The 15,483-nt window shown below is 39.0% G+C and carries 11 protein-coding genes and 1 pseudogene; 6 read left to right on the top strand and 6 right to left on the bottom strand.

The features are described from left to right. Positions 1-116: 116 nt before the first annotated feature. Positions 117-308: pseudogene (locus H5058_RS05575) on the top strand (tyrosine-type recombinase/integrase); the annotation flags it as partial. A gap of 2 nt (positions 309-310) precedes the next feature. Here the strand turns inward: H5058_RS05575 and H5058_RS05570 are convergent. From H5058_RS05570 to gltS, 4 genes are all read right to left on the bottom strand, one after another. Beyond that, a complete protein-coding gene (locus tag H5058_RS05570; protein WP_182677228.1) occupies positions 311-736 on the bottom strand; it encodes a protein-export chaperone SecB in 426 nt (141 codons plus the stop codon). After that, positions 736-1,014: a hypothetical protein gene (locus H5058_RS05565; protein WP_182677226.1), complete on the bottom strand. Its 279-nt coding sequence runs from the start codon at positions 1,012-1,014 to the stop codon at positions 736-738. Before H5058_RS05565 ends, H5058_RS05570 begins: the two co-directional genes overlap by 1 nt. An 8-nt stretch (positions 1,015-1,022) precedes the next feature. Continuing rightward, entirely contained in the window at positions 1,023-1,598 is a 576-nt protein-coding gene (locus H5058_RS05560) for a hypothetical protein (RefSeq protein ID WP_182677224.1), read from the bottom strand. Positions 1,599-2,071: 473 nt separating this feature from the next. Further along, positions 2,072-3,286, bottom strand: a complete 1,215-nt coding sequence (gene gltS, locus H5058_RS05555; RefSeq protein ID WP_011328742.1) for a sodium/glutamate symporter — start codon at positions 3,284-3,286, stop codon at positions 2,072-2,074. Between the two features lie 595 nt (positions 3,287-3,881). On the opposite strand from gltS, the gene H5058_RS05550 reads away from it, so the two are divergent. Then, a complete protein-coding gene (locus tag H5058_RS05550) occupies positions 3,882-4,640 on the top strand; it encodes a sulfite exporter TauE/SafE family protein (RefSeq protein ID WP_182677222.1) in 759 nt (252 codons plus the stop codon). A gap of 5 nt (positions 4,641-4,645) precedes the next feature. Here H5058_RS05550 and H5058_RS05545 read toward each other — a convergent pair whose 3' ends face one another. Next, positions 4,646-5,281, bottom strand: coding sequence for an NAD(P)-binding oxidoreductase (locus H5058_RS05545; protein ID WP_011328740.1), 636 nt, complete (start codon positions 5,279-5,281; stop codon positions 4,646-4,648). A gap of 82 nt (positions 5,282-5,363) precedes the next feature. Then, positions 5,364-7,373, bottom strand: a complete 2,010-nt coding sequence (gene mnmC, locus H5058_RS05540; RefSeq protein ID WP_179808020.1) for a bifunctional tRNA (5-methylaminomethyl-2-thiouridine)(34)-methyltransferase MnmD/FAD-dependent 5-carboxymethylaminomethyl-2-thiouridine(34) oxidoreductase MnmC — start codon at positions 7,371-7,373, stop codon at positions 5,364-5,366. Positions 7,374-7,554: 181 nt separating this feature from the next. Between mnmC and fabB the strand changes: the two genes are divergently transcribed. From fabB to H5058_RS05520, 4 genes are all read left to right on the top strand, one after another. Continuing rightward, positions 7,555-8,766, top strand: a complete 1,212-nt coding sequence (gene fabB / locus H5058_RS05535) for a beta-ketoacyl-ACP synthase I (RefSeq protein ID WP_011328738.1) — start codon at positions 7,555-7,557, stop codon at positions 8,764-8,766. 109 nt (positions 8,767-8,875) lie between these two features. After that, positions 8,876-9,997: a 4-phosphoerythronate dehydrogenase gene (locus H5058_RS05530; protein ID WP_179808019.1), complete on the top strand. Its 1,122-nt coding sequence runs from the start codon at positions 8,876-8,878 to the stop codon at positions 9,995-9,997. A gap of 45 nt (positions 9,998-10,042) precedes the next feature. After that, positions 10,043-11,059 (top strand): aspartate-semialdehyde dehydrogenase, encoded by a 1,017-nt coding sequence (locus H5058_RS05525; protein WP_182677220.1) that lies wholly within the window; start codon positions 10,043-10,045, stop codon positions 11,057-11,059. 348 nt (positions 11,060-11,407) lie between these two features. Next, entirely contained in the window at positions 11,408-15,412 is a 4,005-nt protein-coding gene (locus H5058_RS05520; protein WP_182677218.1) for a FimV/HubP family polar landmark protein, read from the top strand. The last annotated feature ends 71 nt before the right edge of the window (positions 15,413-15,483 follow it).

The raw sequence follows: 15,483 nt of genomic DNA, 5'->3' as shown, positions 1-15,483 counted from the left end.
GGTTTTGAAAGAAGCAGAAGTAATAGTAAGAATTGGGTATTGGCTCTAAAAAACCGGCAATTGTCAGATTAAATAAGTTCTTAAATTGAAAGAGTTTTAAATATTTGCCCGCTACTAATTTGCCAAAAGAGCAGTATAGCCATGTTTTACGGCATACTTGCGCAAGTCACTTTATGATGAACGGAGGTAATATTTTAGTTTTACAGCAAATACTTGGTCATGCAAAGATTGAGCAAACCATGGTTTACACGCACTTTGCACCAAGTCATTTAGAGGATGCTATTAAATTTGGGCCTAAATTAATTTAAAACTATTCTAAGTTTGGTTTTATTTCTTCGTTATACATTGCTTGAAAATTAATTGTCGGAAGAATTATATTTGCTAAACCAGAGTTTATTAGAATAGAACTAACAGAAGCTCTTAGGTATGGATAAGCTATAGCTGGAGAATTAACAAAGACAAATGGTGATTTTTTAAAATCGTCGTCGATACTTTCTTCTCTATAAAAATTAGCTAAATATTTGAAATTTACTAAAGCACCATCAGAAGAAACGATTTTCATTCTGAACTCAACTTGATAATGATGCTCGTCATGGTTATCTGAGAAGGCTGAAGATACACTAAATTCTTCTACCCCTGATTCACTATCCTTCGAATTAGCGAAGTCCGAAAAAATACTAGGGGAAGCATGAATCTCAAGGAGAGTCATTCTTCCACCAATAAATTGAATTGACATTATGCAGCCTTCTCTAATTGCTCTTCATTGCAAGCTGTACCGAACAACATAAACTTCGAGCCAGATCCTTTGAAATGAATTCCAACAGCTTGTTGTGGTTCAAAACTAATATCGTAAGATTCCAAAAATAGGTTAGTGTTATCAGAGTATCCAATAACATCAGCTGCGCTAACACCAGAAAATATTGCATGTTTAAGAGCTTCTTCCTGAAATTCTTCAGCTGAAATTGTGTTTAAGTGTTCTTTAATTGATAGTAAGCTTTCTTCAAAAATATCCATAAAACCTCCTAAGCGATCCATTCTGCAGGGTGTATTAAAGTTTTCCTGCTAATAACTTCTTCATTGATATCAAATAAGCAAAGTTGGTGCCGGTTATTTAGTGCTAAACATTCTTGCTTATCTCTTCTGAACTTCAACTGAAGTCTAGTATCAATGTCACAGCATTTAATCCCAGTCCAAGGGAATTTGCACTTTCCCTGAGCGGCTTCTGCTCTGTAGTATCTAATTATGCCAGATATAGATACACCTTTTAGTGGATTATTCTTATCTTTGATAGTGTGAACCTTATCAAGATAATCACGAATTAAAATTTTAAAATAATTTATAGCGTTGGGGCTGCCTATTAGATCAAGTATCTGTCCGGATTTAGATAAGTCAAGCTCAAACTCAACAATAGAATAGATGTTTTTCTTTGCTACTCTTCCCCATGAAATAGCCAATTCTTTATCTTCTATCCAAAAATAATACCCCTGAGAGAGCCATTGCTTGGGGTTATCTTCACTTATGAATGGAGAGTTGTCATATACATGATGGTAACCACCACCTTGTTCACAAGTCTGATAAAATAACTGATTTGGAAGCATATATCCTTTACACATTCAAAATGATAAATCGATTGTTCAGGGCGGTGAATGTTCACCGTAGCCTGAATTTGTGTTTATTTTAAGTTTTTCTACTAAAGATGTATACCTAAATATATATCACTTAACTGATGTATACCAGTTTAATGACCATATCTTGTCCATATACAATAGATTCCATAAGTTCACACAAGATAAAATAAGAAGCTAATGGCTTGATTTTATTTTAACTTATTGTTTTTATAGAGTAGAAATAACAATCGAGGCTTTTCGGACGTGAGCCTTCCAGTTCAACCAATAATGGCTTTTTTATGGCTGTAATTTAAGGTGGCTTTTACAAGATTAATATTGTGATGGTGAACGAGTTGTCCATATTAGGTTTGCTAAAAACGATTGGAGGTACGGCAGGGTTAGTTATTAAATGTGAGCCAGCGTTTGGGCTGGCTCACGAGAGTGCAATAGCTTAAGTGCGGCTATTAACCGCTAACAAAAGGAAAGCTTAAATACAGCTGTATAATGAGTGCGTTGGTAATATCAATGAAGAATGCGCCCACTAAAGGTACTACTAAAAATGCCTGTGGTGAGGGGCCGTAACGAGATACTAAAGATTCCATATTTGCAACTGCGGTAGGCGTTGCGCCTAAACCAAAACCACAATGACCGCCCGCTATTATTGCGGCGTTGTAGTTTTTACCCATTACTCTAAAGGTAATAAAGTAAGCAAACAGCATTAGCATAACGGCTTGTACTAAAATCATAAATATCATTGGGCCGGCTAAGCTCAGCAGTTCCCATATTTTTAACGACATTAAAGCCATGGCTAAAAACATTGATAGCGCCATAGTGCCCCATAAGTCTATACAGGCGCGGCTTACCTTATAAATTTTAGAAAATTCAGTAAGGTTAGTAATAAAAACACCAAATAATAATGGGATTAAAAATGCTGGTAAAATAACGTCAATTGCTTTTAATGCGTCGTAGCCCATGCGGCCTAAGTACATACATAATAATATAACAAACAAGGTTTCCATCATTTTACGCGGTGTTACTAGGTCGTGATCATCTGGGTCGAAGGTAACTGTGTCATCGCGCTCTTCATGGTATGAAGTGTCTGCTTTTAAGTTGTATTTATTAATGAGGCGTCTGCTGACTGGGCCGCCAACTAAGCCACCAAGAATAAGCCCTAGCGTAGCGGCTGCCATTGCCAGTTCAAATACGCTACTTTGCATACCATATTCATTAATAAATAAATCAGCGTACGTAGCACCACTACCATGGCCACCAGAGAGTGTTACAGAGCCGCCAATTAAGCCCATTAAAGGCTCCATACCGGTTGCTACCGCAATAGATATGCCTAAGGCATTTTGTACCAATAAATAAATTGTTGCGACGCCCAAAAACAGTGCGACTTTAGGGCCACCTTTAATTAATAAGCTAAAACTCGCACCCAAACCAACAGTGGTAAAAAACATGGTCATTAATGGGGTTTTAAAAGTCATATCGAATTGAAAGTTAATATCAAAGTAAACGTGCAGAATGGCCGCAATAATAGAAAAGGCAATACCACCCACAACGGGTTCAGGAATGTTGTTGTCTTTAAGAAAAGCAATTTTGCTATTGAGATAATAGCCTGCAAAAAGTATTAACAAAGAAACTAACAAGGTTTCTATAATAGAAATTTCAATATTCATAAGCGCATTTAACCTTTTTAATACGGTATATTTTTGTTTGCACATGAACCAAAGTTTGACCGTGAAGAGGTAATCAACAGATTAGCAGTTCAAAACTTTAGAGCGCCATAAGCAAAAGCAGTACCTTGCAACTTAGCAAATCATTAATAAAAAACAGGCAAAGTTTAATTTTGAGGGCAGGAGCTTAGCATATACCGGTTACCGATCAAGATGCATATTTTAAGTTTGTATACTATTTTGCAGCAAACACAGCCATAAAGTAATCCTTATTTATTAGTTTTAATGTGGTTGTATTTTTTTACAACAAACAAAGTTGGGTGTAATTGTTAAAAGTTGAATAGATAAAGGGACAGTTCATTTTTATTAGTTACGTGTTTGGGCTAATTTATAGCGGGTTATTAACTTTAAAATAGAATCTATAATTAATTGTTGTAAGCATATTTTTAACTTAATGCTGAGCTTTAATGTGCTGTGGCTTTACACAATGCTTATATTTTTTGAACGCAATTTAAACTATGCGTGTTATACCTAATGGTTATACAAAATCACTAAAATAAGCCTCAATATAAGGTGTTATTCACCCTAGAGCATAAATATGGATTTATTGGCTACAGAGTTTGTTACTCCCTGTATAGCGCTGTTACTTATTGTACTTGCAGGTTTTACATCTTTTGTATCTGCCGCGTTTGGTGCCGGTGGCGGGCTGATGTTATTAGTTGTTATGGCATCAATTATGCCAATGACGGTCGTGGTGCCAGTGCATGGCTTAGTACAATTAGGATCGAATGCAAATAGACTAGTGTTGAGCATTAAACATATAGATAAAAATATGTTTATTTACTTTACGCTTGGTGGGTTGGTTGGCGCTGGCATCTCTAGCACTGTAGTTAATGATATTCAGTTAGATGGTATGAAGTTGGCGGTTGCGGTATTTGTGGTTTATTTATTGTGGGGTAAAACGCCTAAATTTAAAAACGACTCAAAGCTGGGGCGTTTAGTTGCGGGTTTAATAACGGCATTTATTTCTATGTTTGTTGGCGCAAGTGGACCGCTAGTAGCGAGTTATTTGCATATTAATAATTATGACAAATTAAAGTTCACTGCAACGTTTTCTAGCATTATGACCCTACAGCATGTGTTAAAGGCGTTTGTTTATACTGTTATTGGGTTTAACTTTTGGCAATGGTTGCCATTGGTGATAGGTATGATAGCCAGTGGTGCGCTAGGCACTTGGTTAGGTATTTATTTACTTAAACGTATGCCTACAGCACGTTTTAAAGCTATTTTTAAGGTTATATTAACACTTATGGCTTGCCAATTGGCTTGGCAAGGCATAAGTGAAATATTGCTATAAGCAGATTATTTTACCGCAGCTTTAATAGGGCTGTCGCCATCAAAAAGCTCAAAAATACAACTGCTATTACATTGGTTTTGCGCAATGTTAAATAAAACATGAGCAACGTTTTCTCGGCTTATTTTTGCATTTGAACGATCGCTTGGTCGTGTTGTGCTAATAAGCATTGATGCAGCTTCGTTGGTTAATGCACCCGGTCGTACAATGGTATAACTAAGGCCGCTATTTATTAGGTATCTGTCTGCCATGTGTTTAGCTACTAGGTAAGGTTTTAGATCACTTTGAATTGCATCAGGATCGTCAGCACCTAACGAGCTCACCATAATAAAGTGTTTAACACCGTGCTCTTTTGAAAAGTTAATTGCCTTAGTAGCAGCCCACAGATCAATTAATAAGGTTTTATCAGCACCTGTACCGCCGCCTGAGCCAGCAACAAATATAACTTGCTCACAGTCTTTTACTACGTCACTAAAATCGCTTTCTAAATCTTGTTCGATAATAGTTAAATGTACGCTATTTAAATCACTTAGTTTATTTTTATTGCGCACTAAAGCGATTACATTATGCTCATGCTGGAGTAATAACTCGGTAGTCATTTTACCAATTTGCCCGCTTGCGCCAATAATTAAGGTTTTACTCATCATTAACTCCTAAATTTGTTTGCTATTTCAGCTTACAGTAGATCGTGACTCGTTGGTATACCTTTCAAGTATAGCTAACTGATTAAATTTTATTACGAATTAAATCACGCACTATAAAACGAGCAGGGTGAATAGCTTGGCTTACACGCTCGCTGAGCGGGCGCGGCTCGTTGTTTAAACTGCTAATTAAGTGTTCACTGCAAAGTGGCGCACTGCATAAAGCACGTGCACCAAAGCCGGTGAAAATATGTAGCCCTTGTTGTTTTTTACTTAGGGCTTGGTACTGATAGCGTTTACCTAAACGTAAATTAGCAAAGGCAGTTAGGTAATCGCTTTGCTCTACCCACTCTCCTGCCATAGGTAAGTGATCAATAAAACTACAACGCACTGCGGCTTTTGCTGCGGTTATATTGCCTAAGCTAGTTGCAAAATTACAGTGGCCGTAAAAGTTGAGTAATTGCTCGCGATTACTAAGGTTGTCTTGCTCAGTTACTTGTCGGCTTTTGGTGTTTTTTTCAAACGTTGCCCCCATGCAATGATGATCTAAATAAGCGGGTGTAAAATAGCCTTTATGGCACAGCACTGTTTTTAGTTTAGTTGACTGCTCACTTGCCTGCACATGCGATACTTGCCCGCGTACACCAACGATTGGTAGTGCTTTAGTTTGTGCAAATGCATCGCTGTGCTCACCTGCACATATAATTACATCGCTAAAGGGGCCAAACTGTTTGCCGTTACTAAAAAGTAGCCAGCCGTTGCTGGTTTTTTTTAACTGTTCTATATGGCAGTTAAAAGTACTTTTATAAGGCGCCAAACAATGGGCGGCGCTCAACATAGCATTAACTAGTTGTGGTGGGTTTACCCAGCCACCTTGTTCAAAATAGACGCCAGAATAACCAGTAGTAACTCCGGCTATAGTATCTCCTTGCTCTGCGGTTACGTTACGCATTAATGTTTGTGGCCATAATTGCTGCTGGGCTAAATTTTCATGGCGATCAACGAGTGGCTGTTTTACTGCATGCTGCAATACACCGCACCAGCTATGATCAAAACTAAAGCCATCATTGAGTAACTGTTTATAAAGCCGTTTGGCATATAAAAAGCTATGCGCAAATAACTCGCTGTGTGGGGAGTTTTTTGCTTGTAAATGAGGGTATACCGCCCCTTGCACGTTGTGCGATGCCCCCATAGCGGGTGCAGCATCTTGGCAAAATAATTGGCTGCTAATACCTCGCTTAGCTAGGCTGTATAAAATACAGCTGCTGGCAATACCACCACCAATTACCGCCACATTACTAAGCGGGCTTACATCGTGATTAAAATAACTTGGCGCCGATTGCGTATCGTTAGTGTGTTTTAATGTGCCAATTAGCATGCTACGTTTGTGCGCAAATCCTTTAACTTTTTGCATGGTAAAGCCTGCATCACTTAACCCACGACGAACAAAGCCGGCAGCGGTAAAGGTAGCAAGGGTGGCTCCTACTTTTGAAATGTTAACCATGGCATTAAACAGGCTTTGTTGCCACATGTCAGGGTTTTTACTCGGTGCAAAACCATCTAAAAACCAAGCATCTACTATACCTGAGCGCGGATAGCTCATTGTTTTAATCGATTCCAGTGCATCACCAAAATATAAATCGAGCACGATTGTCCCATTATTAAATTCAAGTCGATGGCAGCCTGCTAAATTAATGGGATACTGGCTGATAAGTTGCTCACTTAATAAATTAAGTTCAGGCCATGCTGTTAATATTTTGCTTAAGTCGCTTACACTTAATGGGTGTTTTTCAAAGGCAATAAAGTGTAGTCGCTTTACACCATAGTTTAGTTGCTTTTGAACTTGTTGGCGTGCAAGGTGGTCAGTAAAGTGCTGGCATGTATTTAAAAAGTTAAGGCCAGTACCAAAACCGGTTTCGGCTATAACAAAATGTGCTTGGTCATGGCTTTGTAACCGTGTATCTATATTGTTTTGCTGATAAAACACATAATAAGATTCAGCTAAGCCATTATCGTCAGAATAATAAATATCATCGAAGTCATTGGCAACAGGTGTGCCTTGGTGGTTAAAGTGAATGTTGGCGTTTTTTATCATGACCCATTTAATTTTAGAGATGAAATTTTTTAATTATTTTACGTGTTTTCTTTGAAATAGTCTGGCGTTATTTATAAGCTAGCAGTTCAGAGTACAAGTGTACGCTAGAAAGCTGACCACTTAGATGATTAAATTCGCGTAAAATAGAACGCAATTAAGTATTAAGCTAAGGGAATTACCCATGAGAAGAGCCGTAATTACAGGTATCGGTGTTGTATCAAGTATTGGTAACAACAAAGAAGAAGTATTAGAATCGTTAAAAACAGGCCGTAGTGGCATTGCGTTTAACCAAGAATTTGCCGATTACAAGCTACGTAGCAACGTGTCGGGCAAAATTGATATTGACGTTAAAGAACATGTTGACCGCAAAGCAATGCGTTTTATGGGTGATGCTGCTGCCTATTCTTATATTTCAATGACGCAAGCGATTGCAGACTCAGGTTTATCTGACGAGCAAGTGTCAAACGAGCGTACGGGTATTATAGTTGGTTCTGGTGGTGGTTCATCTAAATGGCAAGTAGAAGCGGCTGATATTTTACGCGAAAAAGGCGTAAAGCGTGTAGGTCCTTATATGGTGCCACGTACTATGGCAAGCACCACGTCTGCATGTTTAGCAACACCGTTTAAAATTAAAGGTGTTAACTACTCTATTAGTTCTGCATGTGCTACATCAGCGCACTGTATTGGTAATGCAGTAGAACAAATTCAACTTGGCAAGCAAGATGTTGTTTTTGCTGGTGGTGGTGAAGAGCTGCACTGGACTTTAGCAATGGAATTTGACGCTATGGGCGCACTTTCTACTAAGTACAACGAAACACCAGAAAAAGCATCGCGTACGTACGATGCAAACCGCGATGGTTTTGTTATATCTGGTGGTGGCGGTATTGTTGTGGTTGAAGAGCTTGAACATGCTCTTGCTCGTGGCGCACATATTTACGCAGAAATTGTTGGCTATGGTGCAACGTCTGATGGTTACGACATGGTTGCTCCTTCAGGCGAAGGTGCTGCACGCTGTATGCGCCAAGCTATGCAAGACGTAGAAAGTATTGATTATTTAAATACGCATGGCACATCTACTCCAGTGGGCGATGTTAAAGAGCTTGGCGCTATTCAAGACGTATTTGGTGGTAATTCACCAATGATCAGCGCAACTAAAGCAATGACAGGCCATGCCCTAGGTGCGGCGGGTGTTCACGAGGCTATTTTCTCTTTATTAATGCTAGAGCATGGCTTTGTTGCACCATCAATTAATATTGATGAATTAGACGAGCAAGCTGCAGGCCTTGATATTGTTACTGAGCGTCGTGATGTTGAGTTAAATACTGTAATGTCGAACAGCTTTGGCTTTGGTGGTACAAATGCCACTTTAGTTATGAGTAAATATAAAGGTTAATTAGTTTCTTACTAAATACCCTAAGCCGAGCATTGCTCGGCTTTTTAGTTTGTGCAAAGCCTAGGTTGTTCGTTACAATAGCGACCCTTAATTGCCAAACGGACTCTGTATGAAAATTCTTGCCGATCAGAATATGCCTTTAGTTGAGCAGTACTTTGCAGACATTGGTGAAGTTGAGCGTTTTGATGGGCGACAATTAACAGCCGATCAACTAATAGACGTAGATGTGCTGCTTACTCGCTCAGTCACTCAGGTTAATAATGAGCTTTTAGCACACGCTAACAAACTAAGCTTTGTTGGCACCGCAACAATTGGTGTTGATCATATTGATACGCAATTATTAAATGATAAAAATATTGCCTTTAGTAGCGCGCCAGGCTGCAACGCAATTGCGGTAGCCGAGTATGTAATAAGCAGTTTATATGCCTTAAGCCAAGAAAACGCCCGCCCACTTAATAATCAAACAATAGGTATAGTTGGCGTAGGCAGTATTGGCAGTTGTTTGGCGAAAAAATTACAAGCGCTGAATTTAACCGTACTTTTATGTGATCCAATAAAACATGCGCAAGGCTTATTAAACGAGCACGTAGCACTTGATCAATTACTTGCGCAGTCAGATATTGTAACTTTTCATGTTCCGCTTATAAAAAGTGGCGAGCATAAAACGCTACATATGATGGATAAAGCCAGATTAAAAGCGCTCAAACCCGGGCTTACGTTAATTAATGCAAGCCGTGGTGATGTGATTGACAATCAAGCATTATTAGAAGTGATGCAAGCGGGTGCCGATTTAGATTTAGTGCTTGATGTATGGGAAAACGAACCCACTATTTTAACTGAGCTATTGGAGCATGTGCGCTATGCAAGCGTTCACATTGCAGGGCACACCCTTGAAGGGAAAGCCCGTGGTACACAAATATTGTATCAAAAGTTTTGTGAACTCAAAGGGATAGAAGCAACAAAGTCGCTCGACGAGTTTTTACCCGTGCCTGCAATTACGCAAGCTACATTAGGACAAAGTTTTAATGAAGCTGATATTGCGCGTTTGGTGCATTTAATTTACGACGTACGCCGTGATGACGGTATTTTACTGCGTGATTTAGCGAATAACGGTTTTGATAGTTTACGTAAAAACTACCCTGTAAGACGAGAATTTAGCACTTTAACAATACAAGGTGATAGCTCGCAGCTAGCCGCTTTAGCCCAGCTTGGGTTTACTGTTGCAAACTAATTTAACTAGCGATGTTGTTTTAATATCGCTTAAAGAGGAATAAATATGTCGCAAAAATATAACGTTGTGGTACTTGGTGCTACAGGTTTAGTTGGTCGTCAAATCATTGAAACATTAGCAGATCGTAAATTTCCAGTGGATCAACTTTTTTTACTTGCTAGCAGCCGCAGCGCAGGCGAAGACATTAAGTTTTGTGGTGAGACCATTGAAGTACTAGATGTTGAAGGCTTTGACTTTAGCCAAGCGCACATAGGCTTCTTCTCTGCTGGTGGTAGTGTGTCAGAGCAGTACGCGCCAATTGCTGCAGATGCTGGTTGTGTAGTAATCGACAATACATCATTTTTTAGAAATGATTTTGAAGTCCCTCTAATCGTACCAGAAGTTAACGCAGCAAGCTTAGCCGATTTTAGAAACCGTAACATAATTGCCAACCCTAACTGTTCAACTATTCAGATGATGTTGGCACTAAAACCAATATACGATGCTTACGGAATTGACCGTATTAATGTATCAACATATCAAGCAGTGTCGGGCGCAGGTAAAAAAGCGGTTGATGAGTTAGCAAAGCAAACCGCTAACTTAATGAATGCCCGTCCAGTTGACAGCGATATATTTCCTAAGCAAATTGCGTTTAACGTGATCCCACAAATAGATGCATTTGAAGATAACGGCTACACCCGTGAAGAAATGAAAATGGTTAACGAAACGCATAAAATATTAGGTGATACTACCATTGCAGTAAACCCAACGTGTGTAAGAGTACCGGTGTTTTTTGGTCATTCAGAGTCAATCAATATAGAAACACGTATGCCATATGACCTTGAACACGTAAAACAGTTATTAAACGACGCGCCAGGTGTTGAGCTTATTGATGATGCGGGCGATTACCCAACAGCGGTATCTGATGCCAGCGGTACTGACACAGTTTACATTGGTCGTTTACGCGCCGATATTTCACATCCACATGGTTTAAATATGTGGGTTGTAAGCGATAATACCCGCAAAGGTGCAGCAACAAATAGCATACAAATTGCAGAAGAGCTTATTGCTAACTACATGTAATTACTTATAGCTTTAAAGCAAAAAAAGCGGTAAACATTATTTGTTTGCCGCTTTTTGTTTATATGGCTGTCAATTAATTGCCGCATATAATTTAAAAGCGTATAAAGATGTTGATATAACAGATTTAAATACTTTTAATTATAAATTTAAGGTATTTATTTTCAAAGTGTTGCGATGGATATTAGTGGCTAACTGGTTTATAGTTTGTAACTGGAATAGAGCTTGCAATAAAAATAGATTGTAATAAAAAATGTGAGTCAGCCATTTGGTTGATGACGGCAAGAATAATCAATGTTTATGCGCCCACTTTGTGGCGCTACGTTAACATTTAAACATTAAAGGATCAGCATGCGCGGTTTAGCTTCACTTATTATATTGGCGTCTGCATTGATAGTCACTTCTGTTTACTCTCAAGACAGTACCCAACTAAAGGGGCCTAAAGGCGTTGACTATGGTGTGCAAGGACGAGCAATAGGGCCAATAAAACCGACCGATACACTCTGGCGTATTGCTGTTAAAGTTCGTCCTGATAACTCTGTAAGCATTTATCAAGTTATGCAGGCCTTGTATAACAAAAATCCAAATTCATTTTTAGAACAAAACCTTAACCACATGCAAAGTGGTGCCTATTTAAACATACCCACCTTAGCTGAAATTAAAAGTGTTAGCTCTGAGCTAGCAAGACAGCGCTCTGAACAAGACGACAAGTTATGGGAAAAAAAGAAAAACGGCACGCTAACGCAAAGCGAAATTAATACAGCTCAAACCAAAGTAACGCAAGCGCGTAAAGTTGACGTAGACGAAGCTAAAAAAGAATTACAAAAAGAATTAAATGACATAAAAACGGATCAAAGTAATAGATTAGTTGAGCTGCAACAGCAATTTAAAAGTTCGGTAAACAATGTTGAAGAAATATTAGTAGAGAATAACAAGCTTAAAAAACAACTCACAGGTATTTCACAAGAGCTAAAAAACTTACGCGAGCAACTAGGGCAAGACAGCGAAATACAGCTGCAACTTAAAGAATTAATAGTTAAACAAAATGAAATAATAGCGCAACAAAAAATCAAAGACGCCAAACAAGATGCCGAATTTGACTTAGGAGCCTTGCTATCTAATCCGCTGGTTTTAATTTTGTTAATGACTATACCTGCATTATTAATTATTTTTGCCGTTGTAATGTTGTTACGTAAACGCGCAAATAACACCGAGCAAAATAACCAAGAAGATGAAGAGTTTTTACCGCAAACTCCCGTTTATAGCAGTGATGACAGCGATGATGTTGTAAGTGCAGCTAGCCACGACGATCCCATTATTCCTGATCCGTTGGATGATTTAAGTGTTCAATTAGATGACGGTATTTCGGATGACGCGCTGTTAGATGACGATGTAGCGTTTGACGACTCATTAGACGATAGCAATTTATTAGATCAAGATGAGTTAGAAAGCTTACTGAGCGATGACATCATTTTTGATGATGAAGACGGCCAAGACGATGATGAGCTCGATATTTTTATGCAGCAAGGCTTTGATGAGCCTGTAGATGACAGCTTAGAGGACACTATTGATTTAGACTTAAACACATCACAAAACAGTGATGATATTTTAAGTGCTGATGATTTAGATAGCTTATTTGATGAAGACGATAGATTACCAGAAATTGAATCGAGTGATAGCGACAAAGTAGCACCAGAGAGTGGGGATTCTCACGATGAAATATCTGCCTTTAGTGAAGAGTTAGCAAGTGAAGATGACGATTTTGATATTGATGATTTATTAGAATCAGAGCAATCATCAATACCAAGCAATACAGAAGAGTTGGTAGAGGAAAACGACGACTTTGACTTAGATGATATCGACAGCTTAATCGATGAAGTAAGTGAGCAGGACGATGCTCTGCCTGAAAAGCAAAGCAGCGCTACAGAGCTAGTTGAAGAAAGCGACGACTTTGATTTAGACGATATCGACAGCTTAATTGACGAAGCAAACGTTCAGGGCGATGATCTGCTTGAAGAGCAAAACAGCGCTACAGAGCTAGTTGAAGAAAACGACGACTTTGATTTAGATGATATCGACAGCTTAATTGACGAAGCAAACGTTCAGGGCGATGATCTGCTTGAGGAGCAAAGCAGCGCTACAGAGCTCGTAGAAGAGAATGACGACTTTGATTTAGATGACATCGATAGCTTAATTGACGAAGCAAGCGAACAGGGCGATGATCTGCTTGAAGAGCAAAACAGCGCTACAGAGCTCGTAGAAGAGAATGACGACTTTGATTTAGATGACATCGATAGCTTAATCGATGAAGTTAGCGAACAAAGCGATGAAAAGCAGCCAGAAACACCGCTTGAAGAGCAAAATAATACAGCTGAGTTAGTAGAAGAAACTGATGACTTCGACTTAGATGATATTGACGACATCGACAGCTTAATCGACGAGGTTAGTGAACAAGGCGAGGAAGAGCAGCCTGAAACAGCGCTTGAAGAGCAAAATAATACAGCTGAGTTAGTAGAAGAAGCCGATGACTTCGACTTAGATGATATTGACGATATCGACAGCTTAATCGATGAAGTAAGTGAGCAGGATGATGAAGAACAGCCTGAAGCACCGCTTGAAGAGCAAAATAATACAGCTGAGTTAGTAGAAGAAACAGATGACTTCGACTTAGATGAAATTGACGATGTTGACAGCTTAATCGACGAAGTTAGTGAACAAAGTGAGCAGGGCGATGAAAAACAGCCAGAAATAGCGCTTGAGGAGCAAAATAATACAGCTGAGTTAGTAGAAGAAACCGACGACTTTGACTTAGATGATATTGACGACATCGACAGCTTAATCGACGAAGTTAGTGAACAAAGCGAGGAAGAGCAGCCTGAAGCAGCGCTTGAAGAGCAAAATAATACAGCTGAGTTAGTAGAGGATTTAGAAAAAGCGCAGCAAGAGTTAAATAGTGACGACGCTGAATCTGTTGACTCTTCATTAAGTGAAAATACAGAGTCAGCACTTGAGTCAGAACCAGAGCTTGCAGTAGAAGAGCAAGACGATTTTGGCGACTCAATTATAGAGGATTACTCAGATACATCGCAGACGTTACTCGATCCTGAAGATGCGCTTGAAGAATATAATGACGATAATTTAAAAAGTGTTGATGAGCTTTTAAATGAGCTACAACAAGCATCCGATGATGAAGAGTATGTAGAACCCCCTCAGTGGTCGGTTGATGATTTTAATGATGTAACAGAAGCCGAATTAGGTGACGACCCTCTAGGTATTGAAAATGATGAATCTGAATTATTAGCAGATGAGTCAGTGCCTGATGTAGCAGCGCCAAGCGAAGAGCTTGATGTAGACGAATACCCTGAGCTAGATCTGAATGACGATGCAATACTAACAGCAGATGAACAGCAAGCGTTTACTCCGCAAGAGCTGCAAGGCGATAACCTAGATGGTGATGCTAAAGGTATGGCCTCGAGTCAAGCTGAACAAGATCTTGCAAACTCGCTACTAGCCGGTGGTAATTTAGATAGTTTAAATGATGACTTTGACGATGAACTATTAATTGAAAATGATTTTTCAGAGCTCGATAGTGAACAACAAAATGAAGATGAATTATTACCAATAACCTCATCACCAGAGGTTGATACAAGTAATTCGTCTGAGCAGCAATTAAATGATGACGTTAGTGATGATTTGCTTAACGAAGTAGACGATATTCAAATTGAGCAATTAAATGAAGAGTTAGATGAGAAGTTAATTGATGAGCAAACAAATGTAGACCGTGAAGCGGCATTAATGCCAACAGAGTTACCGCATAACGGTGAAGTTGCATCGGATGATGAGCTTGATGACGAGTTTATGGCCGATTTAACTCAGACCGACTTTGATGCATTACTAAATGAATTAGCCGATGCCGATGAGCTGGATATTGCAGACAGTAGTGAGTTTGACGTTGATTTTAATAACTTACTCAGTGATGAAATAGATACTGATGAATCAGCTTTAGTGCCACAGCCAACTGTTAACAGCAATACTATTGAGCAAACTAGCAAAGATGAGTTTGTAGATATTGATGCGTTATTAGAGCAAAGTGACGACGCAGATACAGAGCACGAACCTTACGATGATGTGAATATGGACGTAGGGCTAGGTGATTTTGACTCATTACTGGCCGGCGATAACCCAACAGATGTTGATGCTGAAAGTGGCGGTTATTCTGCTAAATTAGACTTAGCCCGCGCTTATATTGAAATAGATGATTTTGACTCAGCGCTTAAGGTTATCGAAGACGTTATTAATAAAGGCCCTGAAGAAGTTCAACAAGAAGCGCTTAGCTTAAAAGCTAAACTTAAATAAAATAAAGAGCATAAATTTAAAGCCCGTAATTTTACTAATTACGGGCTTTTTTAATCGGGATAGGTTTGATT

The sequence above is a fragment of the Pseudoalteromonas sp. SR45-4 genome, from assembly GCF_014163535.1.
Classification (GTDB): Bacteria; Pseudomonadota; Gammaproteobacteria; order Enterobacterales; family Alteromonadaceae; genus Pseudoalteromonas; species Pseudoalteromonas nigrifaciens.
Note: the sequence above shows the minus strand (reverse complement) of the source record. Positions and strands in the feature narration are given on the sequence as shown.

Bases quoted from the DNA above. Each gene is read 5' to 3' on its own strand.
- H5058_RS05570 (WP_182677228.1), bottom strand. From the start codon at position 736: ATGTCAATTCAATTTATTGGTGGAAGAATGACTCTCCTTGAGATTCAT.
- H5058_RS05565 (WP_182677226.1), bottom strand. From the start codon at position 1,014: ATGGATATTTTTGAAGAAAGCTTACTATCAATTAAAGAACACTTAAAC.
- H5058_RS05560 (WP_182677224.1), bottom strand. From the start codon at position 1,598: ATGCTTCCAAATCAGTTATTTTATCAGACTTGTGAACAAGGTGGTGGT.
- gltS (WP_011328742.1), bottom strand. From the start codon at position 3,286: ATGAATATTGAAATTTCTATTATAGAAACCTTGTTAGTTTCTTTGTTA.
- H5058_RS05550 (WP_182677222.1), top strand. From the start codon at position 3,882: ATGGATTTATTGGCTACAGAGTTTGTTACTCCCTGTATAGCGCTGTTA.
- H5058_RS05545 (WP_011328740.1), bottom strand. From the start codon at position 5,281: ATGAGTAAAACCTTAATTATTGGCGCAAGCGGGCAAATTGGTAAAATG.
- mnmC (WP_179808020.1), bottom strand. From the start codon at position 7,373: ATGATAAAAAACGCCAACATTCACTTTAACCACCAAGGCACACCTGTT.
- fabB (WP_011328738.1), top strand. From the start codon at position 7,555: ATGAGAAGAGCCGTAATTACAGGTATCGGTGTTGTATCAAGTATTGGT.
- H5058_RS05530 (WP_179808019.1), top strand. From the start codon at position 8,876: ATGAAAATTCTTGCCGATCAGAATATGCCTTTAGTTGAGCAGTACTTT.
- H5058_RS05525 (WP_182677220.1), top strand. From the start codon at position 10,043: ATGTCGCAAAAATATAACGTTGTGGTACTTGGTGCTACAGGTTTAGTT.
- H5058_RS05520 (WP_182677218.1), top strand. From the start codon at position 11,408: ATGCGCGGTTTAGCTTCACTTATTATATTGGCGTCTGCATTGATAGTC.